The sequence below is a fragment of the Campylobacter ornithocola genome (assembly GCF_013201605.1).
Classification (GTDB): Bacteria; Campylobacterota; Campylobacteria; order Campylobacterales; family Campylobacteraceae; genus Campylobacter_D; species Campylobacter_D ornithocola.
In genome coordinates this window covers 375,844-394,008 of the sequence record NZ_CP053848.1, presented here as the reverse complement: position 1 = coordinate 394,008, position 18,165 = coordinate 375,844, and the positions used below count along the sequence as shown (strand labels likewise).

The 18,165-nt window shown below is 27.9% G+C and carries 22 protein-coding genes and 1 pseudogene; 16 read left to right on the top strand and 7 right to left on the bottom strand.

Annotation, left to right across the window (positions count from 1 at the left end; translation table 11 throughout):
• Positions 1-2 precede the first annotated feature (2 nt).
• The 5 genes and pseudogenes from dut to CORN_RS08605 all read left to right on the top strand — a co-directional run bounded on the left by dut (position 3) and on the right by CORN_RS08605 (position 3,930).
• Positions 3-695, top strand: a complete 693-nt coding sequence (gene dut, locus CORN_RS02105) for a dUTPase (protein ID WP_066007050.1) — start codon at positions 3-5, stop codon at positions 693-695.
• Positions 692-1,402 (top strand): EI24 domain-containing protein, encoded by a 711-nt coding sequence (locus CORN_RS02100; RefSeq protein ID WP_066007051.1) that lies wholly within the window; start codon positions 692-694, stop codon positions 1,400-1,402. Before dut ends, CORN_RS02100 begins: the two co-directional genes overlap by 4 nt.
• A complete protein-coding gene (locus CORN_RS02095) occupies positions 1,395-1,802 on the top strand; it encodes a pyridoxamine 5'-phosphate oxidase family protein (RefSeq protein ID WP_066007056.1) in 408 nt (135 codons plus the stop codon). Before CORN_RS02100 ends, CORN_RS02095 begins: the two co-directional genes overlap by 8 nt.
• 130 nt (positions 1,803-1,932) lie before the next feature.
• Positions 1,933-2,589: pseudogene (locus CORN_RS08610) on the top strand (cache domain-containing protein); the annotation flags it as partial.
• A 225-nt stretch (positions 2,590-2,814) separates the two neighbouring features.
• On the top strand, positions 2,815-3,930 hold the full coding sequence (locus tag CORN_RS08605; RefSeq protein WP_425484003.1) for a methyl-accepting chemotaxis protein: 1,116 nt from the start codon (positions 2,815-2,817) through the stop codon (positions 3,928-3,930).
• Positions 3,931-3,965: 35 nt separating this feature from the next.
• Here the strand turns inward: CORN_RS08605 and fldA are convergent, their stop codons facing one another.
• From fldA to CORN_RS02065, 5 genes are all read right to left on the bottom strand, one after another.
• Positions 3,966-4,457 carry a flavodoxin FldA gene (gene fldA, locus CORN_RS02085; RefSeq protein ID WP_066007060.1) on the bottom strand — a complete coding sequence of 164 codons (492 nt, stop codon included), beginning with the start codon at positions 4,455-4,457 and terminating at the stop codon, positions 3,966-3,968.
• Positions 4,457-5,149: a hypothetical protein gene (locus CORN_RS02080; protein ID WP_066007066.1), complete on the bottom strand. Its 693-nt coding sequence runs from the start codon at positions 5,147-5,149 to the stop codon at positions 4,457-4,459. The genes fldA and CORN_RS02080 overlap by 1 nt, the downstream gene beginning before the upstream one ends.
• A 1-nt stretch (position 5,150) precedes the next feature.
• On the bottom strand, positions 5,151-5,468 hold the full coding sequence (locus CORN_RS02075; protein WP_066007070.1) for a DUF2325 domain-containing protein: 318 nt from the start codon (positions 5,466-5,468) through the stop codon (positions 5,151-5,153).
• Positions 5,469-5,555: 87 nt separating this feature from the next.
• A complete protein-coding gene (gene truD / locus CORN_RS02070; RefSeq protein ID WP_094750286.1) occupies positions 5,556-6,689 on the bottom strand; it encodes a tRNA pseudouridine(13) synthase TruD in 1,134 nt (377 codons plus the stop codon).
• Complete coding sequence (locus CORN_RS02065; RefSeq protein ID WP_066007072.1) at positions 6,658-7,479, bottom strand: thiamine-phosphate kinase; 822 nt, start codon at positions 7,477-7,479, stop codon at positions 6,658-6,660. The genes truD and CORN_RS02065 overlap by 32 nt, the downstream gene beginning before the upstream one ends.
• A 98-nt stretch (positions 7,480-7,577) precedes the next feature.
• On the opposite strand from CORN_RS02065, the gene CORN_RS02060 reads away from it, so the two are divergent.
• Genes CORN_RS02060 through CORN_RS02010 form a run of 11 tightly spaced genes read left to right on the top strand, consistent with a single transcriptional unit; the run spans position 7,578 to position 15,506 of the window.
• Positions 7,578-8,216, top strand: coding sequence for a DUF5644 domain-containing protein (locus CORN_RS02060; protein WP_066007074.1), 639 nt, complete (start codon positions 7,578-7,580; stop codon positions 8,214-8,216).
• A 10-nt stretch (positions 8,217-8,226) separates the two neighbouring features.
• Complete coding sequence (locus CORN_RS02055; protein WP_066007076.1) at positions 8,227-8,931, top strand: HdrB C-terminal domain-containing protein; 705 nt, start codon at positions 8,227-8,229, stop codon at positions 8,929-8,931.
• Positions 8,915-9,310, top strand: a complete 396-nt coding sequence (locus tag CORN_RS02050) for an ornithine carbamoyltransferase (protein WP_066007078.1) — start codon at positions 8,915-8,917, stop codon at positions 9,308-9,310. Before CORN_RS02055 ends, CORN_RS02050 begins: the two co-directional genes overlap by 17 nt.
• A complete protein-coding gene (locus tag CORN_RS02045) occupies positions 9,303-9,965 on the top strand; it encodes an RsmD family RNA methyltransferase (protein WP_066007080.1) in 663 nt (220 codons plus the stop codon). Before CORN_RS02050 ends, CORN_RS02045 begins: the two co-directional genes overlap by 8 nt.
• A gap of 57 nt (positions 9,966-10,022) precedes the next feature.
• The gene (locus CORN_RS02040) at positions 10,023-11,069 is read left to right on the top strand and encodes a flagellar basal body P-ring protein FlgI (protein WP_066007082.1); all 1,047 of its coding nucleotides are present in this window, start codon (positions 10,023-10,025) and stop codon (positions 11,067-11,069) included.
• Entirely contained in the window at positions 11,069-11,434 is a 366-nt protein-coding gene (locus CORN_RS02035) for a rod-binding protein (protein ID WP_066007083.1), read from the top strand. Before CORN_RS02040 ends, CORN_RS02035 begins: the two co-directional genes overlap by 1 nt.
• 60 nt (positions 11,435-11,494) lie before the next feature.
• On the top strand, positions 11,495-11,701 hold the full coding sequence (locus CORN_RS02030) for a flagellar biosynthesis anti-sigma factor FlgM (protein ID WP_066007085.1): 207 nt from the start codon (positions 11,495-11,497) through the stop codon (positions 11,699-11,701).
• Positions 11,702-11,744: 43 nt separating this feature from the next.
• Positions 11,745-12,179 carry a flagellar export chaperone FlgN gene (flgN, locus tag CORN_RS02025; protein ID WP_066007086.1) on the top strand — a complete coding sequence of 145 codons (435 nt, stop codon included), beginning with the start codon at positions 11,745-11,747 and terminating at the stop codon, positions 12,177-12,179.
• An 11-nt stretch (positions 12,180-12,190) separates the two neighbouring features.
• Entirely contained in the window at positions 12,191-14,020 is a 1,830-nt protein-coding gene (gene flgK / locus CORN_RS02020; RefSeq protein WP_066007087.1) for a flagellar hook-associated protein FlgK, read from the top strand.
• Entirely contained in the window at positions 14,020-14,769 is a 750-nt protein-coding gene (locus CORN_RS02015) for a TIGR02757 family protein (protein ID WP_066007088.1), read from the top strand. Before flgK ends, CORN_RS02015 begins: the two co-directional genes overlap by 1 nt.
• Positions 14,754-15,506 carry a TSUP family transporter gene (locus CORN_RS02010; RefSeq protein ID WP_066007089.1) on the top strand — a complete coding sequence of 251 codons (753 nt, stop codon included), beginning with the start codon at positions 14,754-14,756 and terminating at the stop codon, positions 15,504-15,506. The genes CORN_RS02015 and CORN_RS02010 overlap by 16 nt, the downstream gene beginning before the upstream one ends.
• Here CORN_RS02010 and CORN_RS02005 read toward each other — a convergent pair.
• Both CORN_RS02005 and CORN_RS02000 read right to left on the bottom strand, forming a co-directional pair.
• Positions 15,503-16,663 (bottom strand): type II secretion system F family protein, encoded by a 1,161-nt coding sequence (locus CORN_RS02005; RefSeq protein ID WP_066007091.1) that lies wholly within the window; start codon positions 16,661-16,663, stop codon positions 15,503-15,505. The two genes, CORN_RS02010 and CORN_RS02005, sit on opposite strands and share 4 nt — an antisense overlap.
• Positions 16,660-18,165: a GspE/PulE family protein gene (locus CORN_RS02000; RefSeq protein WP_245162279.1), complete on the bottom strand. Its 1,506-nt coding sequence runs from the start codon at positions 18,163-18,165 to the stop codon at positions 16,660-16,662. Before CORN_RS02000 ends, CORN_RS02005 begins: the two co-directional genes overlap by 4 nt.

The window sequence follows — 18,165 nt, the reverse complement described above, 5'->3', positions numbered from 1 at the left end:
AAATGGAAGTAAAAGATATTCTAAAAAGTATGCTAGAACTCCAGCAAAAATTAAATGATGATACTAATGGTGTAGGTTGGGAAAATGGTTATACCAAAGAAGGTAAATTAATAAGCTTTAGAAGATGTATTTATATGGAGTGTGCTGAACTTATTGATTCTTTTGCTTGGAAACATTGGAAAAGCATACACAGCCCTGCAAACTGGGATAATGTTCGCATTGAAATAGTAGATATATGGCATTTTATTTTGAGTTTAATTTTGGAAGAGTATAAAGAAAAACAAATCGAGGATAAAAATTTTATCGCAGAAGAAGTTTCTTCGGTAACTTTTTTTGATGATTTCTGCAAGGAAACTTCTAATCCAAATGAAACAGATATTTATGGAATTTTAAACGATATTGAACTTATTATCCATAAATGCAGTGGATTTGATTATGATCTAGGTGAGCTTTTAAGTGTGTATTTTGTCTTGGCTAGAAAATGCGGTTTGAATTTCTTTGAGCTTTATAAAACATATATTGGTAAAAATATTTTAAATCAATTCAGACAAGAAAATGGCTACAAAGAGGGTACTTATCAAAAAACTTGGAATAATATAGAAGATAATGAAATTTTAAATCAAATTTTAAAAGAAACACTAGAGTACAAAGAAATTTATAAAAAACTTCAAGAAGCCTACAATCAAATCAAATGAGTGTGTTATATCTAAGCTTGCAAGATTTTTTTAGTAAGCCTTTTTTAAAATTTTCTCTCTTACCATTTTTGATTAGCTTATTTCTTTTTGCTCTACTTGTATATTATAGTTATGATATATTCTTTTCTTATATTGAAGATGTAGTGAGTGGTTCTTTTATGGCTTGGTTTTTTAGTTTTTCCATAGTACAATTTTCACTTGCATTTTTAAGTGCCATAGGTGGATTTTTCATAGTGGTATTTGTTTCAGTATTTTTTACCATGCTGATAATTTCTTTTTTAACCCCTTATATAGTAAAAAAAATAAACCAAAAATACTACAATTATTCTATACAAAAAGGAGTAGGATTTTTAGAAGTTTTACTTAAAACATTTAAATCTATATTAATTTCTTGTATATTGTTTATAGTAGCCACATTTTTGTTAATCATACCTTTTGTAAGCATTGTAGTTTACTATGGAGTTTTTTATTATTTATTTCATAAACTTTTATTATTAGACGTATTAAGCAGTGTCTTAGACAAAAATACTTTTGATGATTTTTATAAAAATTCATCACCTTTGTATCTTAAAATTACCACTTTATTCTTTTTCATCTTATCATGCATTCCTTTACTTGGTTTATTCTTACAAGTATTTTATGTGATTTTCTTAACTCATTTAAGTTATCAAAAAATTTTAAACATAGAAACTAAAAACAATGGATAAAAGAATTAAAAATTTTATTCATTCACAAAAACTTCTTAGTTTGAGCATACTCGATAATGATGGTGGAGCATATTGTGCAAGTTGTTATTATGCTTTTGATGATGAGAATTTGGCTTTAATTTTTGCTAGTGAAGAACACACTAAGCATATTCAACTTGCCTATAAATCTCCCAAAGTTGCAGTTAGTATAGCATTAGATACAGACATTATTAATCTCATTAAAGGAGTGCAAATCAAAGCTCTTTTTCAAAAAGCTACCAAAGAACAAGAAGAAATATACTATGAAAAATTTCCTTATGCAAAACTAGCAAAAGCTTGTATTTTTGCTTTAAATATACAATGGGTAAAATATACAGACAATAAAATTTTGCTTTCTAAAAAATTAGAATTTTTTATTTAAAATTAACCAAAAATATAATATTTTTTTATTTAATATAAATATTTTTATAATATTTTAAATATTTTTTTAATAAAATCTTATAAGTTATTATAAACACAAAATCAAAATTTAACTTTATTAAGGAGAAAATATGCTCTCTTCTCTGAAGAAATACTTACTAGGTAATTTTTCCAATAAAATAGCCTTTCTAGTTTGTATTTTTGTTGTAGTATTACTATGCGTTTTAGGTGTTTTTAATTATATTAAATCTAAATCCAATAGTCATACATTGTTAGTTTCATTTCAACAAAAAGTTGCTTTTGATGTTAGCAAAAGATTTGATTTATATGCTAGTGATAGGCGTAATATCATTAATTCTTTAACAAAATATATAAAAGAAAATAAAGAAAAATTATCCGCAGAACAATATACTAGTTTGTTAAAATCTATTGGAGATTCTTTAGGTTTTGATCTAACCTATGTTGGTTTTGAAGATGGTGCTATGTTTAGATCAAATGGTAACAATCAGACCCCAGAAAGTGGATATGATCCAAGGACAAGGGGTTGGTATAAAGAAGCCAAAGAAAAAAAAGAATTAGTTGTTACTGAACCTTATATATCATCTAGTATGAAAAAACCCACCATTTCTTATGCTAGTCCTATTATAGAAAATGGAAAAGTCATAGGTGTGGTCGCTGCTGATTATGATTTGAAAAAATTCTCTGAAGAAGTTCTAGCTATAGGTAAAACTTCTTACTCACACGCAGCAGTTTTAGCTCATGATGGAACTTATCTTTTCCACACAGATTCTTCTAAAATTTTAACATCAACCGACATTAGTAAAGATATTATTTCAAGCTATTTTAAAACACCTGAAGGAGTAAATAAAAATCTTTCTAAAGATATTTTTAAAGTTCAAACCAAAGAAGAAGGAACTAAAGCATTAATTTGCAATGGAAGTATTAATCCAAAATACACCATTTGTAGTATAGCTGATTATGATTTTTATAGTAATACAGCAAAACAAACCTTAATGGAGCAAATCATTATTTCTTTGATTGCTATTTTTATCACTTTAATTTTTATTAGGATGATAATTTCTTACAATCTCAAACCTATTGCAATTATTTCATCAGGTTTGCATAATTTTTTCAACTATTTAAACCACAAAGATGCTCATTCTCACCCTATTAAACTTAAAACTCAAGATGAATTTGGGAAAATGGCAGATGAAATTAACGAAAATATCGAAATCATTAAAGAGTCCCTGAGTAAAGATACAAAAGCTATTGAAGAATCTGTAAATGTTGCTAGAAAAATAGAAACAGGGGAGCTTGATTTACGCATTACTTCACACGCCAATAACCCTCAAATTCAAGAACTTATAGATGTTCTAAATAAAATGCTCATTACTTTACAAGGAAAAATAGGTAGCAATCTAAATGAAATACAAACAGTATTTGATAGTTATAAACATTTAGATTTTACTGTTTCAATCAATAATCCAAAAGGTGATATTGAAAAAGCAATTAACGCCCTTGGAGATGAAATTAAAAATATGCTCTTACAATCACTCAGTCAAGGTGAGTTACTCAATCAAAAGGCAGAAGCACTTAAACAAAGTATGGAAGAACTTACAAATGATGCTACTCATCAAACCACATCGTTACAAGAAAGTGCAAGAGCCTTAGAACAAATGAATTCGGCCATGAGTGAAATCTCCATTAAAGCACAAGATGTAGTAAAACAAAGTAATGATATCAAAAGCGTAACTACAGTAATTTCAGATATAGCCGAACAAATAAATCTACTTGCATTAAATGCTGCTATTGAAGCAGCACGTGCAGGTGAACATGGACGTGGTTTTGCTGTTGTTGCTGATGAAGTTAGAAATCTAGCAGAAAGAACTCAAAAGTCTTTAGGTGAAATTGAAGCAAATACTAATATCTTAGCTCAATCTATAAGCGATATGGGGGATTCTATCAAAGAAGAAGCAGGTGATATTAGTCAAATCAATGAATCAGTTGCCACTATAGAAAAACTTACGCAGCAAAACTCTCAAACAGCTATGCGAACTAACGCTATTGCTAATGAAGTAGATTCTTTAGCACAAAATATATTAAGTGAAACAAAAAAAAGAAAATTTTAAAAAACAGATAGATGCCTAAAAGGCATCTATAATTATTAAGAAAAAGAAGGTTTAATTTGTTCTAGCCAAGTGTTAATTCTACTTTCAGTTAAGTCTTCATAATTATCATTGTCTAGCGCAAGTCCTACAAATTTATCACCTTCAACTGCCTCACTTGCTTCAAAAGTATAACCACCAGTCGAAACTGAACCTACCAAATTCGCACCTGCTGCTTTTAAACCTTGAGCAAGTTTGCCCATGGCATTACAATAAGTATCTGAATAACTTTCACTATCTCCCATGCCAAAAACAGCAACAGTTTTGCCACTAAGATTTAAAGCAGAAAAATCAAAACCATCCCAATCATCTTGAAAATCTCCACTTCCCCAAGTAGAAGTACCACAAATTAATTTATCGTAAGAGTTGATTTTTTCTGCATCAATATCTGCGATATTTAGCACATCTGAAATTCCTAATTTTTGAGCAATCATATTTGCTGCACTTTCAGTATTGCCCATAGAGCTACCATAAATTACTGCTATTGACATTAACATCTCCTTAAAATTTGATTATTAATAGTATATGGAACTAATTTTAGCAAAGTTTTGTTATTTTCATATAAAAAATATCTTATTTCTTTATGTTGAGTAAAATTTTCATTTCTTGGATACACAATATAAAATCTTTCAAAAGTATTTTCTTTTATAAAGCGTAAAGCTAGCTCTATGTCTTTTTCATTTTCTTTGTAAAATAAAGGCATAACTGCCATTTTTTTATTTATGATAATGATATTTTTTTGAATATCTATTTTGGCTTTAGAATTGCTTTTACAAATTTTATCATACACAAAAGTCTCAAAAGCTACTTGCAATGGCAAAGTAAAGCTAGAAGATAAAAATGTATTTTGTATTAATTTAGCCAAAGCATATTTTGGTGTCTTGATTTCAAGTTGCATTTTGTTTAATTTTCCTTCTTTGTATGCCTTGATAATTTTATGAGAATATGGACAAAATTGTTTTATTTTGCTAAATTTTAAAAATCTTTCTGTGCTCATATTTTGAATTTTTAACTCAAAAATATTTCTTAAATTACTAGCTTGTTTTGCATAGATATAGGGTATTTTCAATTCATCTTCCACTAAACAATTGTATAAATTTAAAAAAATGTGATTAATGTTTTTTTGTTCTAAATTTTTAAAAATTTTAGGTACAAAATCTTCTTTTTTATTAAAACCAAACATATTAATCCTTTTTTGTACATTTATATGTTTGATCAAGACCAAAAACCTTACAATATTCACAATAAACACAACTCACACTGCGTTTAGCACAAACTAAAGGGATGTTACGTTTCTTTGCTTCTGTTTTAATTTTTTTCATAGTGTTGTGATTTAAAAAACTAGTAAGCATAACTATACATTCAGTATTTTGAGGAATAGGTTTTTTATTTACCCTATTTTCACTTCTAGCGTCCCAATGCTCTATATTTTTTGCACCTAAATTTGTCAAAACTGCCTTAATTGGAGTAATTTCATCCGCACCGATAACCAAAACTGACATTGAGCTTTCCTTTTTATAAAAATGATAATTGTTATTATAATTTATAAAAGATAAATTTTTACTGATACTCGATATCAATTTTATAAATTATACATTATGTGTTTGCTCAAAGATATCTGTATGTAAAATTTCTTCTAAAACTACCGTAGCATACGAGCCTTTTTGCAAGAAAAATTCCAAAGTAAAATGAGCTTTTTCTTCATCATAATGACTTTTGCAATCTTGCAAATAAGACCACATAAAGCGTCTTGAACCTTGCATTTTATCTTTAAACTCATATGCAAAAGAAAAAATCTCATCTTCTAATTTTTTAGCTAGACCTTTGTTTGCTTCATAAGCTTTAGAGCCTATTAAAAGAGCCATTGCACTAATATCTTTTTGATTAAATCTTTCTACTTCGCTTGATAAATCTTCACATATAAAACATTTACCAAAAGGATAATGTCCTAAAACTTCACCCTTTAAAAGTTTAAAAAACTGCTTTTGATTTTTTAAACTTTTGATTTCTTCTTTTTCTAAACCATAAATTTGCTTTATTTCTTTTTCACTAAAATCATTAATAAAATGTGACAATTCCACCCTTTTGCTCAAATATCTATTAAAAAGCTCACTTTGAAAAGCAGAAATTAAAAATTCTTGCATTTTTTTATTTTTGATTTTTTTGCCTTTTAAAATTTCTAATCCTTGCGAAAAGTTATCTTGAAATTTACCAAAACGTTGGTATCCAAAATAATTAGCAAAACCTTGTTCTTGGATATTTTTAAAAGCTTGTTCTATTTTTAAAGCATCTACTTTTGAAACTTTTTTTAATCTTATAAAAAATGAATTTCCTTTTAAATGCCCTATTCTAAGTTTATTATCATGACAAAAACTTCCTAAAATTTTCATCTTATCATGTTTAAAATTTCTTAAACTCTCTTCAAATTTTTTAGGCATAGAAATATATTGAAAAGTTAGACCTTGTTTATCTTTTAAACCACTATAGCCAAAATCTTTCATTTTAACACCACTTTGCTCACTTAAAATTCTCAAAGCTTCGCTAGTACTAAGATCTTTTTTTTGTATATGTAAAATTAAATGTTCACCTTTGCCACTAAATTCATATAAAGGTTTTTCTCTCACTACAAAATCGTTACTATTTTTTGAAAAATACACATTTATTGGGCTATGCTTTAAAGTGTATAAGGGTTTAAAAATGATGTTCTCTTCCATAAAATTTATACCTTCCTGTTGTTGTTTTTGCAAAAATATTTAGTTTAATTCTGTGCTTTTTTGCTATATTTTGTATAAATGCTTTATGTTTCTTATCAAAAGCAAATAAAATTTCATATTCTTCTGCGCTATTTAAGCTAAATTTATCTAATTTTTTAAGAAATTTTACACTAAGTTGGTTTTGAAACAGCATTCTTGATAAGTCTTTATTTAAACCATCTGAAATATCCATACTCACTCTAACTTTTTTTGCTATATCATAAAAAAATTTTTGTCTTAAACTAGGTTTTATAAAACGATGCTTGGAATGTAATTTTCCACCACGAAACAAGATATTTAAACCCTTTAAACTCTCTCCTAATTTTCCACTAAAAGCAAGTAAATCTCCTTTTTTTAAACCTTTTCTAAAAATAGCCTTTTTATTAACTTTAGAAATAATAGTTATACTAATATTGATTTTATTATCCGCTATAGTATCTCCACCTATAATTTGCACTCCAAATTCTCTTGCACCATCTAGCAAGCCTTTTTGCAAAGCTCTGACTTGTTTTGTATTTAAACATTTTGGTAAAGAAAGTCCTAAAAGAGCGTATTTTGGCGTAGCGTTCATAACAATCGCATCAGAAATATTAATAAGCATAGCCTTTGCTCCAATTTGTTCTAAACTCATCCAAGAGCGTTTAAAATGTACATCTTCGCAAAATAGATCTTTAGAATAACAATACCCATCAACAATAGCTCCATCATCTCCATTGATAGAATTAGCAAAAGCATTGATAATAAATTTTTCTTTGTCCATGTGAGTATTTTATACAAAAAGCTTTTAATTTTATATAATAATCAAATTTTTATAAGTTTAAAATGTATATAATGAAAAATAACACCAAGGATTAGATTATGCAAATAACTTTAAAAATCTTTCGTTTTGATAAAAATAGTGATTATTTAGCCTACTATAAACCTTATGTTTATGATAGTAAAAATTTTAAAAGTATTTATGATATCTTAACGCAAGTAAAGAAAGATGACATATACTTTGATTTTGAAGAAAATCCAGAAAGTTGTGTTAAAATTAATCAAGTTGCTCTTAGACAAAGAAGAGATTTAAACAACATCATTGCAAAATTTGGGAAAGAACTTACTATAGAGCCACTTGATACAAAAAGAGCAACTAAAGATTTAATCATAGACAAAAGTGATTTTTTGGAGAAGTTAGAGCTTTTTAAAGGACTCATTGATATACATGATATAGAACTTTATAAACAATATGACTTTTTATATTACACAAGCGAAGTTAGAGAATTTTTACCTGAATATCTTGGAGATAGTTTTTTTATATTTGCCTATAAAATGCTACTTAAATATCCTGAAAAAACCCCCCAATTTTTAAAACTAGTAGCTGATGAAGAAAAAGGAATTTACTATCATACTAAATTTAAAAATTTTATTTCATCTAATGAACTTGATTATGAGTCTTACATTAAAGAATTAAAAATGATGCTTGTAAAATCAGGCCTTGCAAGAAGTATTTTTTAAGGAATAAACAATGTATAAAATTTATACCAATAGCAATAATGATTTATTTTGTTATTTTGATATTATCAAAAATGCTTTAGATAAAATCGGGATTGAAAGCATACTTTGTGAAAAGCCTTTAGGAAAAAATTATTTTATTATTGATTATGATCCAAAAGAAATCTTAAATGAATATTCAAGAATAATGAATGAAAATAATATCACAGCATGTGAATATAGCTCTTATGAAATTATGAGTAAAGTTGAAAATATCCAATATGCTCCAAAAGTTTTTTTAGACCATCTTAAACAACAACACATTCAATATTTTTTTGATCAATTTAATATAGGCGTTTATCAAGGATTTTCCAATGCAAGCTGTTCTTTAGAGCTTGCTAAAATATTAAAAGCAAATATAATAGATTTTGAAAGAAAATATAAAAGTTGTGGTTATAATTTTTTAAATTTAAACGCTGAACTAGCCTATAAAAGTGCAGCTGCTATCATACTAGATGCTTATGATAGTGGATGTGATTTCTTGGTAGTTGAAAATTTTTATTCTTTTTATATGTTTGACAAATGTTCTAAAGAACTACAAACTATTTCAAATAGAAATTTTGAAGATTTTTATATTTTAAGTTTTGCAGAACTTGCAAATTTGGCACTAGGTATAGTACCATACACTTTAAAAAAACATAAATTAAAAGTGAGTTTAATCAATGAAAATCGCTCTTGAATGCAAAGATTTAATTTTAGAAAAAACTTTAGAGATTGCTTTAAAAGACTTTTTGGTTTTAAAAAAAGATTGTGATTTTTTAGTTTGCGATGAAAAAATTAACACGCAAAAACCGCAATTTATTATCAATAAAAAATCAAATTTTTTAACCCCTCCTTTTAGCATGGAGGAATTGCTTTGTGCTTTAAGTGATTTTAATGCAAGTTTACAAAATATTGCTTATAAAATTGCTATGCGTGAGAAAAAGATCATGAACCAAAAATGCGAAGCTATTTTAGAACAACTACGCCAAGAAAGTCATGAAAAAATTGATGTAATATTTAATCTTTATAAAGCAGAGTTAAAAAACCTTATAAAAGAAGAAAATAATAATGTATAAAACACAAGAATATCAAAGTGTTAAAGAATTTCTAAAAAACCATAAAGAAAAAGAGGTAAAGAAAATAAAACCAACAAAACAGGGTCAAAAAATTTATACTACAATAGAAAGCGGAGTTTATAAAGGTAAAAAAATTTTACTTCCTAGCTTAGACACCACAAGAAGCACTAAAAGCATAGTAAAATCATGCGTTTTTAATGTTTTACGTTTTTCTTTACAAGATAAGGTTTTTATAGAAGCTTTTGGTGGAAGTGCCTTGATGGCGTTAGAAGCAAGAAGTAATGGTTGCTTAAAAAGCTATGCTATAGAAAAAGATAAAAAAGCTTATGAAATAGCTTTAAAAAATGCTTCTAGTATTGATCAAAATACCATTTGTTTTAACGATGACACTTTTATAAAAACTCCTCAAATCATTCAAAATTCTAAAGAAGATATTATTTTATATCTTGATCCTCCATTTGATATTAGAGAAGGTTTTTTTAATATTTATGAAAAAACTTTAAAATTGGTAGAAAACATACAAAATTCAAATGTAAAAATCATTATCATAGAACATCACAGTACTTTTAAAACTCCAGCTAAAATACAAAGTTACAAAAAAATTAAAGAAAAAAAATTTGGCTCGACCACTCTAAGTTTTTACACTTTTATATAAACTTGGAACTTTTTTTGCTTTAATTTATGGAAATAGCATGGATTAAAGGAAGAATCGATGAGAATATTATTATTTTGCTTAGCGTTAAATCTAAGTATTTTCGCAGCCACCATCAAAGAACTTACCAACGTAGTAGGTGTTAGAGATAACCAACTTATAGGATATGGTTTGGTTGTTGGTTTAAATGGAAGCGGAGATGGAACAAGTAGCGAATTTACTCTACAATCTATTTCAAATATGCTTCAAGGTATGAATGTAAAAATTAGCCCAGGTGATATAAAATCAAAAAATACGGCAGCAGTAATGGTAACAGCAAAACTTCCCGCTTTTGCAAGAAGCGGAGATAAACTTGATGTAAGCGTGGCTTCTTTAGGTGATGCTAAATCTTTACAAGGTGGAACTTTGCTTATGACAGCTTTAAAAGGAGTTGATGGTGAAATTTATGCAGTAGCTCAAGGTTCTTTGGCTATAGGCGGACTTAGCCCAAGACCAGGCGCTGCAGGAACACACTCAACCTCAGCAAATGTTATCAATGGAGCAGTAGTTGAAAGAGAAATTCCTCAAAATTTTAGCCAAAGCGAAGATTTAATATTAAGTCTAAAAGAAGCAGATTTTAAAACAGCCAATAATATAGAAAGAGTTTTAAATACTATTTTTGATACAGATATAGCAAAAGCTTTAGATTCTAGAACTATAAAATTAACAAAACCGGAAGAATTTTCTCATGTTGAATTTATGGCAAGAGTACTAGAGCAAGATATAGCTTATACTCCAGAAAGTAAAGTAATTATTGATGAAAGAACAGGTACTATAGTTGCAGGAGTAAATATAGAGGTAGAACCTATATTAATTACCCATAAAGATATCACCATAAAAATAGATCCAAACAATACCGTGGCTTTAGGACAAAATGAAATTGATATGAAAGATGGTGGTATTCTAGATCCTGTGTCTAACACTTTAAAAATTACAAACAGCAAAACAACAGTAGCAAATATAGCTAGAATGCTAAATAAACTTGGAGCAGCTCCAAATGATATTATAGCTATTATGCAAAATCTAAAAAGAGCTGGTGCAATTAGTGCTGAATTAGAGGTAATATGATGAGAGTGGATAATTATTTGGCAAGTAAAAATTATAGTAATGAGCTTTATGAAAACATTACCAAACATAATAATAGCTACAAGGCTGCTAAAAACTATGCAGATAGTGCTTTTAAAAATGATTTGACTCATATACAAGCATTAAATGATGAAGACAAAGCTTTAAAAGAGCAAACTGATGCCTTTGAAGCTTTTTTAATCAAAAGTGTTTTGGATATTTCTTTAAAACAAGAAAATTCTTTATTTGGAAAAGATGCAAGTGATGAAATTTATTCATCTATGTATAATGACACCATGAGTAAGGCATTAAGCGGAGGATTAGGTTTTTCAAAATTATTATTTGATTATTTAAAAGAGAGGGGTTAAGTTATTTTTTTAAGTGTCGATATAGTTCTTAGAGTTTTTCAATAGAACTGGAGGCTTAAAATGATAAATCCTATACATCAAAGTTATGTAGCTCAAGTTGCTACTAGTGATTTAAATAAAACAGAAAACAAAGAAAACAACAAGGCAAAAGAAACTCAAAAAGTAGAGGAAAGTAAAGCATCTTTGATTGCTTCACAAATAAAAAATGGTGAGTATAAAATAGATTTACAAGCCACTTCGAAAGCAATAGCAGATTCTTTATTATAATTTTTATCCTTTTTTGGGTTAAAGCCTAAGAAAGGATAAAAAAATGGTTAAACAATATTTAGATGAAACAAATTCTATTTTAGAACAGCTCATCAATCTTACTTTAGAAGATATAACTCAAATCCAAGCTGCTAATCATAAACATGTAAGCAAAAGTGTTGAAGAAAAAACAAAACTCATAAGTGATTTTCAAATTGCTAAAAAAAATCTTGATCAAGCTTTAGTAGAACTTAGTAATCAAGGAAACAATAAAGGTTTAGACGAGCTTTTAGATGATAAGGACAAAGAAAAACTTGCTCTTTTAAAGCAAAAATTAAATACTCTACATCAAAAAAATAAAGAATATGCCAAATTAGCTCTTATTATTAAAAATTTTTACGACAATCTTTTAAATACAATGTTTGAACAAAATGGAACAAATAATGCTTATGGAGATCAAAAAACAATTCCAGATTCATTATTTAAAATCAATGTTTAAAGGTTTAAGTCATGGGAATTTTTGATAGTTTATATACAGGAGTTAGCGGTATTAGAGCTGCCGAACTTCAAATTAACACCACAGGTAATAATATCTCTAATGCAAATGCAGTATTTTATACTAGACAAAGAGCGGTGCAAGGAACTGGAATGTCTATTGATAGAGGAGGCTTGCATTTAGGAACAGGTACGCAAATTGATACTATCAAAAGATTACACGATGAGCATTCTTACTATGAATTAAAAAATGCCACTACTCAACAAAATTATACAAATTATTTAGGGCAAATTTTACAAGAAGCGAGTCAAAGATTTCCTGATATGCAAGGAACTGGTATTTTGCAAGATTATAAAAACTACTATGATGCATGGAATAACTTTGCATCTAATCCAAGCGATGGAGCAAGCAAAATAGATCTTGTTGAAAGCGCAAATACACTAACTCAAAATATACAAAAAACTCTACAAGATCTTAATAAAATGCAACAAACTGTCAATGAGCAAATTAGACAAACCGTAGATGAGATTAATAATATTGGTCAAGAAATTGCAAATATCAATAAACAACTTGAAAATGAAGAAGTTTTACCTACTGATAATGCAAATCAGCTAAGAGATAAAAGAGATGAACTTGAGCTTAGACTTTCAAAATTAGTAGATGCGGTAGCTTGGAAAGGTAAAAGTACACAAGATAGCACTTTAGAATCTACTATGACTGATTCTGGAAGATATTATGACTTAAGTATTCAAGGTTTTAGTATAGTAAATGGTTCTAGTTTTCACCCTTTAAAACTAGATGATAACAATCCTAATGGTTTTTATCAAATTTATTATGAGGTCAATGATGAAAATCGCTATGATTTAACTAGTAAAATTTCAGGCGGACAGCTTGGAGCCCAACTTGATCTTAGGGGTAGAAACTATGATGGCAATCATGATACTTATAGCGATGGAATACTACAAGAATACAAAGATATGCTAAATACCTTTACAAAAACACTTATCACCCAAACTAACAATGTTTATGCTCAAGCAGCTACAGATAGAGTAAATTCAGATGATTTAAAAGGCTTAAAACCCGATACTTCTTTAATGAGTTATGATAAAAATATCCAAGCAGGAAGTTTTGATATTACAGTTTATGATGAAGAAGGTAATGCGGTAGCCACAAGAACTATAAAGGTAGATGTTAATACTACTATAGAAGATGTCATCAAGCAAATTAATGCAGATATTGATGATAACAAAGATGGAAAACCTGGTAATGATTTGAATGATTATTTTCAAGCCTTTTATCACTATGATGGACAAAGTGATAGTGGAAATTTTCAAATTAATAGCCTAAAAAAGGGTTACAAAATAGCTTTTAAAGATAATGGTACAAATTTTCCAGGTGCATTAAATGTGTCTTCGTTTTTCAATGGTCAAGATGCAAGCAATATCAATGTAAATTCAAGTATTAGAAACGATCCAAATAGTTTAAAAGCAAGTTCAAATGGAGTTGATGGAAACAACGACGTAGCTAATGCCATGCTACAACTTCAAACTCAAAAAGTAAATTTTTACAACAAAGATGGTACAGTAGATACTATGACTTTAGATGGATATTATAGGAAATTTACAGGTCAAATCGCCTCAAATGCTGAAAGTAATGGTTTTGCACACGCAACCAACATGACAGTATTTAATACAGCTTATGCAGAATATCAATCAAAAAGTGGAGTAAACACTAATGAAGAATTAGCAGCACTCATACAATATCAAGCAAGTTATGGTGCTGCGGCTAAAATCGTAACCACTGTTGATCAAATGCTAGAAACTTTACTTGGTTTAAAATCATAATGCTAATTAAGGCTCTTTTAGATGAAGCTATTTTAAGTAAAAATACCCAAAAAGAGCTTTTTTCCCATCCTGATCCTTTGCAAATTGCAAGTATTTATAAAGATGAAACTATAGCTTTGCTTTGTGCCTTATTTGCTTATGGGAATGCTAAAAATATCGTAAATTTTTTAAAAAAACTTGATTTTTCCTTACTTGAAAAAAACGATGAGTGTATTAAAAAAGAATGTAAAAATATAAAATACCGCTTCCAAAATTCCCAAGATATAACTCAAATTTTTATTACTCTAAAACGTTTAAAAAATGAAAATAGCATTGAAAATATTTTTACTAAAGCTTATCAAAAAGAACAAGATATCACACAAGCAATAAAAGCTTTTATAGAAACAATCTATAAACTAAACCCTTATAAAAGTTATGGTTATGAGTTTTTCTTTTCTAAAGAATTTAAAATTCCAAAAGGTCCTCTAAAAAGATATAATATGTATCTTAGGTGGATGGTAAGAAAAGATGAACTTGATTTGGGTATATTTAAAAATATCGACAAAAAAGATTTACTTATACCTTTAGATACTCATACACACAAAGTTTCATTAAAACTTAAGCTTTTAAAGCGTAAGATTTATGATTTTAAAAGTGTTTTAGAGCTTACGCAAAGTCTTAAAGAATTTGATCCACAAGATCCTATAAAATATGATTTTGCTTTATATAGAATCGGACAAAACAAGGAAAGCTTATGGAGCTTGAATTAATTTATTATGTGATTTTATTTTTTGTTGCAGCTTTTGCAGGCTGTGTTGATGCGATTGTGGGTGGTGGTGGGCTTATCACCATACCCGCTTTATTTGCCTGTGGAATTCCTCCTCATTTAGCTTTAGCTACCAATAAACTCCAAAGCACATTTGGCTCACTAACTGCTGTTTTAGCCTATAGGAAATCTATGCATATAGAAAAAATAGCACTAGGAATTTTATTTACCGCTATTGGTGCAGCTATTGGAACTTATTCGGTTTTACTTATAGATCAAAACGCTGTCAAAATCATTGTATTAATTTGTCTTGTTTTAATCTTTCTATATACTATTTTCAAACCTAACTTGGGACATGTGCATAGTGAAGCTAAAATGAGCACTACAAGCTTTCAAATTATTTTTGGTTTATTACTTGGCTTTTATGATGGTTTTTTAGGGCCTGGTACAGGATCATTTTGGATCTTTGCTTGTGTGATATTTCTTGGTTTTAACATGAAAAATGCTAGTATTAATACCAAAATTTTAAATTTTACTAGTAATATAGTAGCTTTAGGAGTATTTTTATACTCTTATGAAGTACTTTGGAAAGTTGGTATTTTAATGGGTATAGGTCAAATTTTAGGAGCTTTTATAGGCTCAAAACTAGTTTTAAAAACGCAAGGAACCTTCATTAAAAAACTCTTTTTGACTATGGTTGCTTTAACTATAGCTAAGGTTGCTTATGACTATCTTACTTAAATTCCTTGGCTAATTTGCCACATAGGCAAAAATACGCCCAAAGCTAAGATTAAAATCAAGCCTGCCATAAAAATTGTCATTAAAGGTTCTAGAATAGCAAAAAGTTTTTGGGTATAATTTTCTTTTTTATGCTCATAAAATAAAGCTAGTTCGTAAGTACACTCATCTAACTTAGAACTTTTCAAAGCTAAATTTAACATTCTTATTACAAAAGGCTCAAAAAGTCTTATTTTTAAAAAAGCTTGAGCTAGATTAAGACCTGACTCCATTGAAATTTTTACAGTATATATTTTATCTTTAAAAAATTGATTTTCTATACCTTCGCAAGCTAATTCAAAAGCTCTTTTTATATCTACTCCTGCTTTTAATAAATACGAAAAAATCAAGAAAAAACAAAATTTATCTTGATAAAATATTATTTTTCCAAAAACAGGAGAGTAAAAAAGAACTTTATAAAAAAACAAAGATCTCTTAAAAGAGTAGACAAGTATTAACAAAAATCCTATGCTTAATAGAACAATCATATAAAAATGACCAAAAAAATCTCCTATAGAAAAAAGAATTTGAGTGATTTTTGGTAATTCTAATTCGAGTTGCAAAAATAAAGTTTTAAATTCAGGTAAAACTAAAATCATTAATACAAAAAAAGCCAAAATGATACATGTAAATACAAAAAGTGGATAAGCCATAGCTTTTTTAAATTGTTTAATACTATGAAGATTTTTTTCTTTTAGATTAATAATAATATCAAAAGCTCTATATAGCTCTTCTTTGCCATCACAAATTTTTAAAATAGCACATTCTCTAGAATTTAAAATATCTTTAAAAGCTTCACTATAAGAACTTCCATTGTTAAGTTTATTGTAAATTGTATTAAAAATTTTTATATTTTGTTTTTCATGGCTTGATCTTGCAAACTCTAAAATGGCCTCCTGTAAACTTAATCCTGCTTTTAAAATCATACTTAAATCTTTAAGGATAAAAATAAGTTCTTCTTCTTTAATTTTATGCCTTATTGGCTCAAAATACTCTTCAATACTAATAATATTAGTAAATGATTTTAACGCAAAACTTCTAGCTTCATACAAATTCCTAGCTTCAACTATACATTGTTTTTGATCTTGATTTAAGATATAAAAAATTATAAATTTTTTCAAAAACCAACCTTTCTTAATTCATCTATACTTATTAAACCGAGTTTTACCTTTTCTAAAGCATCCATACTTAAAGTTAAAAAGCCTTTTTTTAAAGCATATGTTAAAATATTTTCATAATTTGCATTATTTTCTATCATACTTTTTAAATTTTGATCTAAAAATAAAAATTCAGCCACCATTAAACGTCCCTTGTATCCACTATACATGCATTTAACACATCCCTTTGCTTTATAAAATTTTCCTTCAAAAACCTGACCTTGAAAATGAAATTTTTCCTCACTAGGCTCTTTGCATTCACATAGCTTTCTTACCAAGCGTTGTGCTATAATTAAATTAAGCGAATAGGCTATTAAATATTCTTTTGCACCCATATGTTTCATCCTAAAAATAGCTTCTATAGTGTTATTAGTGTGTAAAGTACTTAAAACCAAGTGTCCACTCAAAGAGGCTTTTAAAACTATATCCAAACTCTCATCATCTCTAATCTCACCTACCATAATCACATCAGGATCTTGTCTTAAAACTGCCCTTAATGCTTTATGAAAATTAAAATCAGCTTTAGGATTTAAAAGAATTTGCTGAGCATACTTAAGCTTATACTCTATAGGATCTTCTAAAGTAATAACTTTTTTATTTTGATCAAGTTCGTTTAAAATAGCATGCATAAAGGTACTTTTACCACTTCCTGTTGGTCCACAAAATAAAATTAAACCATAAGGTGCATTCATATATGTTTTTAATTGAGCAAGATTTTCTTCTGCGATAAAAAGCTTATCAAGTTTTAAAACATGCTCATCTTGCTTTAAAATCCTAAGCACTACGCTTTGTCCAAATAACAAAGGTATAATGGAGACTCTAAAATCATATTTTTGCTCTAAAATAATTTTAGAAAAACTTCCATCTTGAGCTTGTCTTTGTTCGGCTACATTGAGTAGGGTAATAATTTTTATATGCATTAATAAAGCTTGATAGGAACTTATATCAAGACTATGCATATATTTTAAATCTCCATCTATTCTAAATCTTATTAAAACTTTATCCTCCAAAGGCTCCAAATGTATATCACTTGCTCTTAAAAAACAAGCATAAGTTAAAATTAAATTCAAAAATTGCTCTAATAAAAATTCATCTTTATTCTCATTGCTCTTTAAACTAAGATCTAATCTATTAAGATAGTCTTGAAATCTAATTAAAAATTTAACTCTTTCTAATAAAAATTTAAATTGCATAAAATCACAAAGAAAAATCTTGACAGTTTTTAAACGATATAAATTTTGTATTTTTTCTATAATACCTTCTTTTAAAAATTCAGAAGAAGCTATATGGATATTTTCATCATCCTCATATAAGCAAAAAATATCATATTGATCCACTAAAGAAAAAGGTAAAACATGGAGATATTTTTCTATATCAAGAGTCTGATTGGAGTCTAAAATTTCTATTTTATGCTGAGAAGCTAATTCTTTTAAAGAAAACTCATCTAAAATTTTCATCTCTTTCAT

Coding starts and splice junctions, on each gene's coding strand:
- dut (WP_066007050.1), top strand. CDS start 3: ATGGAAGTAAAAGATATTCTAAAAAGTATGCTAGAACTCCAGCAAAAA.
- CORN_RS02100 (WP_066007051.1), top strand. CDS start 692: ATGAGTGTGTTATATCTAAGCTTGCAAGATTTTTTTAGTAAGCCTTTT.
- CORN_RS02095 (WP_066007056.1), top strand. CDS start 1,395: ATGGATAAAAGAATTAAAAATTTTATTCATTCACAAAAACTTCTTAGT.
- CORN_RS08605 (WP_425484003.1), top strand. CDS start 2,815: ATGGAGCAAATCATTATTTCTTTGATTGCTATTTTTATCACTTTAATT.
- fldA (WP_066007060.1), bottom strand. CDS start 4,457: ATGTCAATAGCAGTAATTTATGGTAGCTCTATGGGCAATACTGAAAGT.
- CORN_RS02080 (WP_066007066.1), bottom strand. CDS start 5,149: ATGTTTGGTTTTAATAAAAAAGAAGATTTTGTACCTAAAATTTTTAAA.
- CORN_RS02075 (WP_066007070.1), bottom strand. CDS start 5,468: ATGTCAGTTTTGGTTATCGGTGCGGATGAAATTACTCCAATTAAGGCA.
- CORN_RS02065 (WP_066007072.1), bottom strand. CDS start 7,479: ATGGACAAAGAAAAATTTATTATCAATGCTTTTGCTAATTCTATCAAT.
- CORN_RS02060 (WP_066007074.1), top strand. CDS start 7,578: ATGCAAATAACTTTAAAAATCTTTCGTTTTGATAAAAATAGTGATTAT.
- CORN_RS02055 (WP_066007076.1), top strand. CDS start 8,227: ATGTATAAAATTTATACCAATAGCAATAATGATTTATTTTGTTATTTT.
- CORN_RS02050 (WP_066007078.1), top strand. CDS start 8,915: ATGAAAATCGCTCTTGAATGCAAAGATTTAATTTTAGAAAAAACTTTA.
- CORN_RS02045 (WP_066007080.1), top strand. CDS start 9,303: ATGTATAAAACACAAGAATATCAAAGTGTTAAAGAATTTCTAAAAAAC.
- CORN_RS02040 (WP_066007082.1), top strand. CDS start 10,023: ATGAGAATATTATTATTTTGCTTAGCGTTAAATCTAAGTATTTTCGCA.
- CORN_RS02035 (WP_066007083.1), top strand. CDS start 11,069: ATGAGAGTGGATAATTATTTGGCAAGTAAAAATTATAGTAATGAGCTT.
- CORN_RS02030 (WP_066007085.1), top strand. CDS start 11,495: ATGATAAATCCTATACATCAAAGTTATGTAGCTCAAGTTGCTACTAGT.
- flgN (WP_066007086.1), top strand. CDS start 11,745: ATGGTTAAACAATATTTAGATGAAACAAATTCTATTTTAGAACAGCTC.
- flgK (WP_066007087.1), top strand. CDS start 12,191: ATGGGAATTTTTGATAGTTTATATACAGGAGTTAGCGGTATTAGAGCT.
- CORN_RS02015 (WP_066007088.1), top strand. CDS start 14,020: ATGCTAATTAAGGCTCTTTTAGATGAAGCTATTTTAAGTAAAAATACC.
- CORN_RS02010 (WP_066007089.1), top strand. CDS start 14,754: ATGGAGCTTGAATTAATTTATTATGTGATTTTATTTTTTGTTGCAGCT.
- CORN_RS02000 (WP_245162279.1), bottom strand. CDS start 18,165: ATGAAAGAGATGAAAATTTTAGATGAGTTTTCTTTAAAAGAATTAGCT.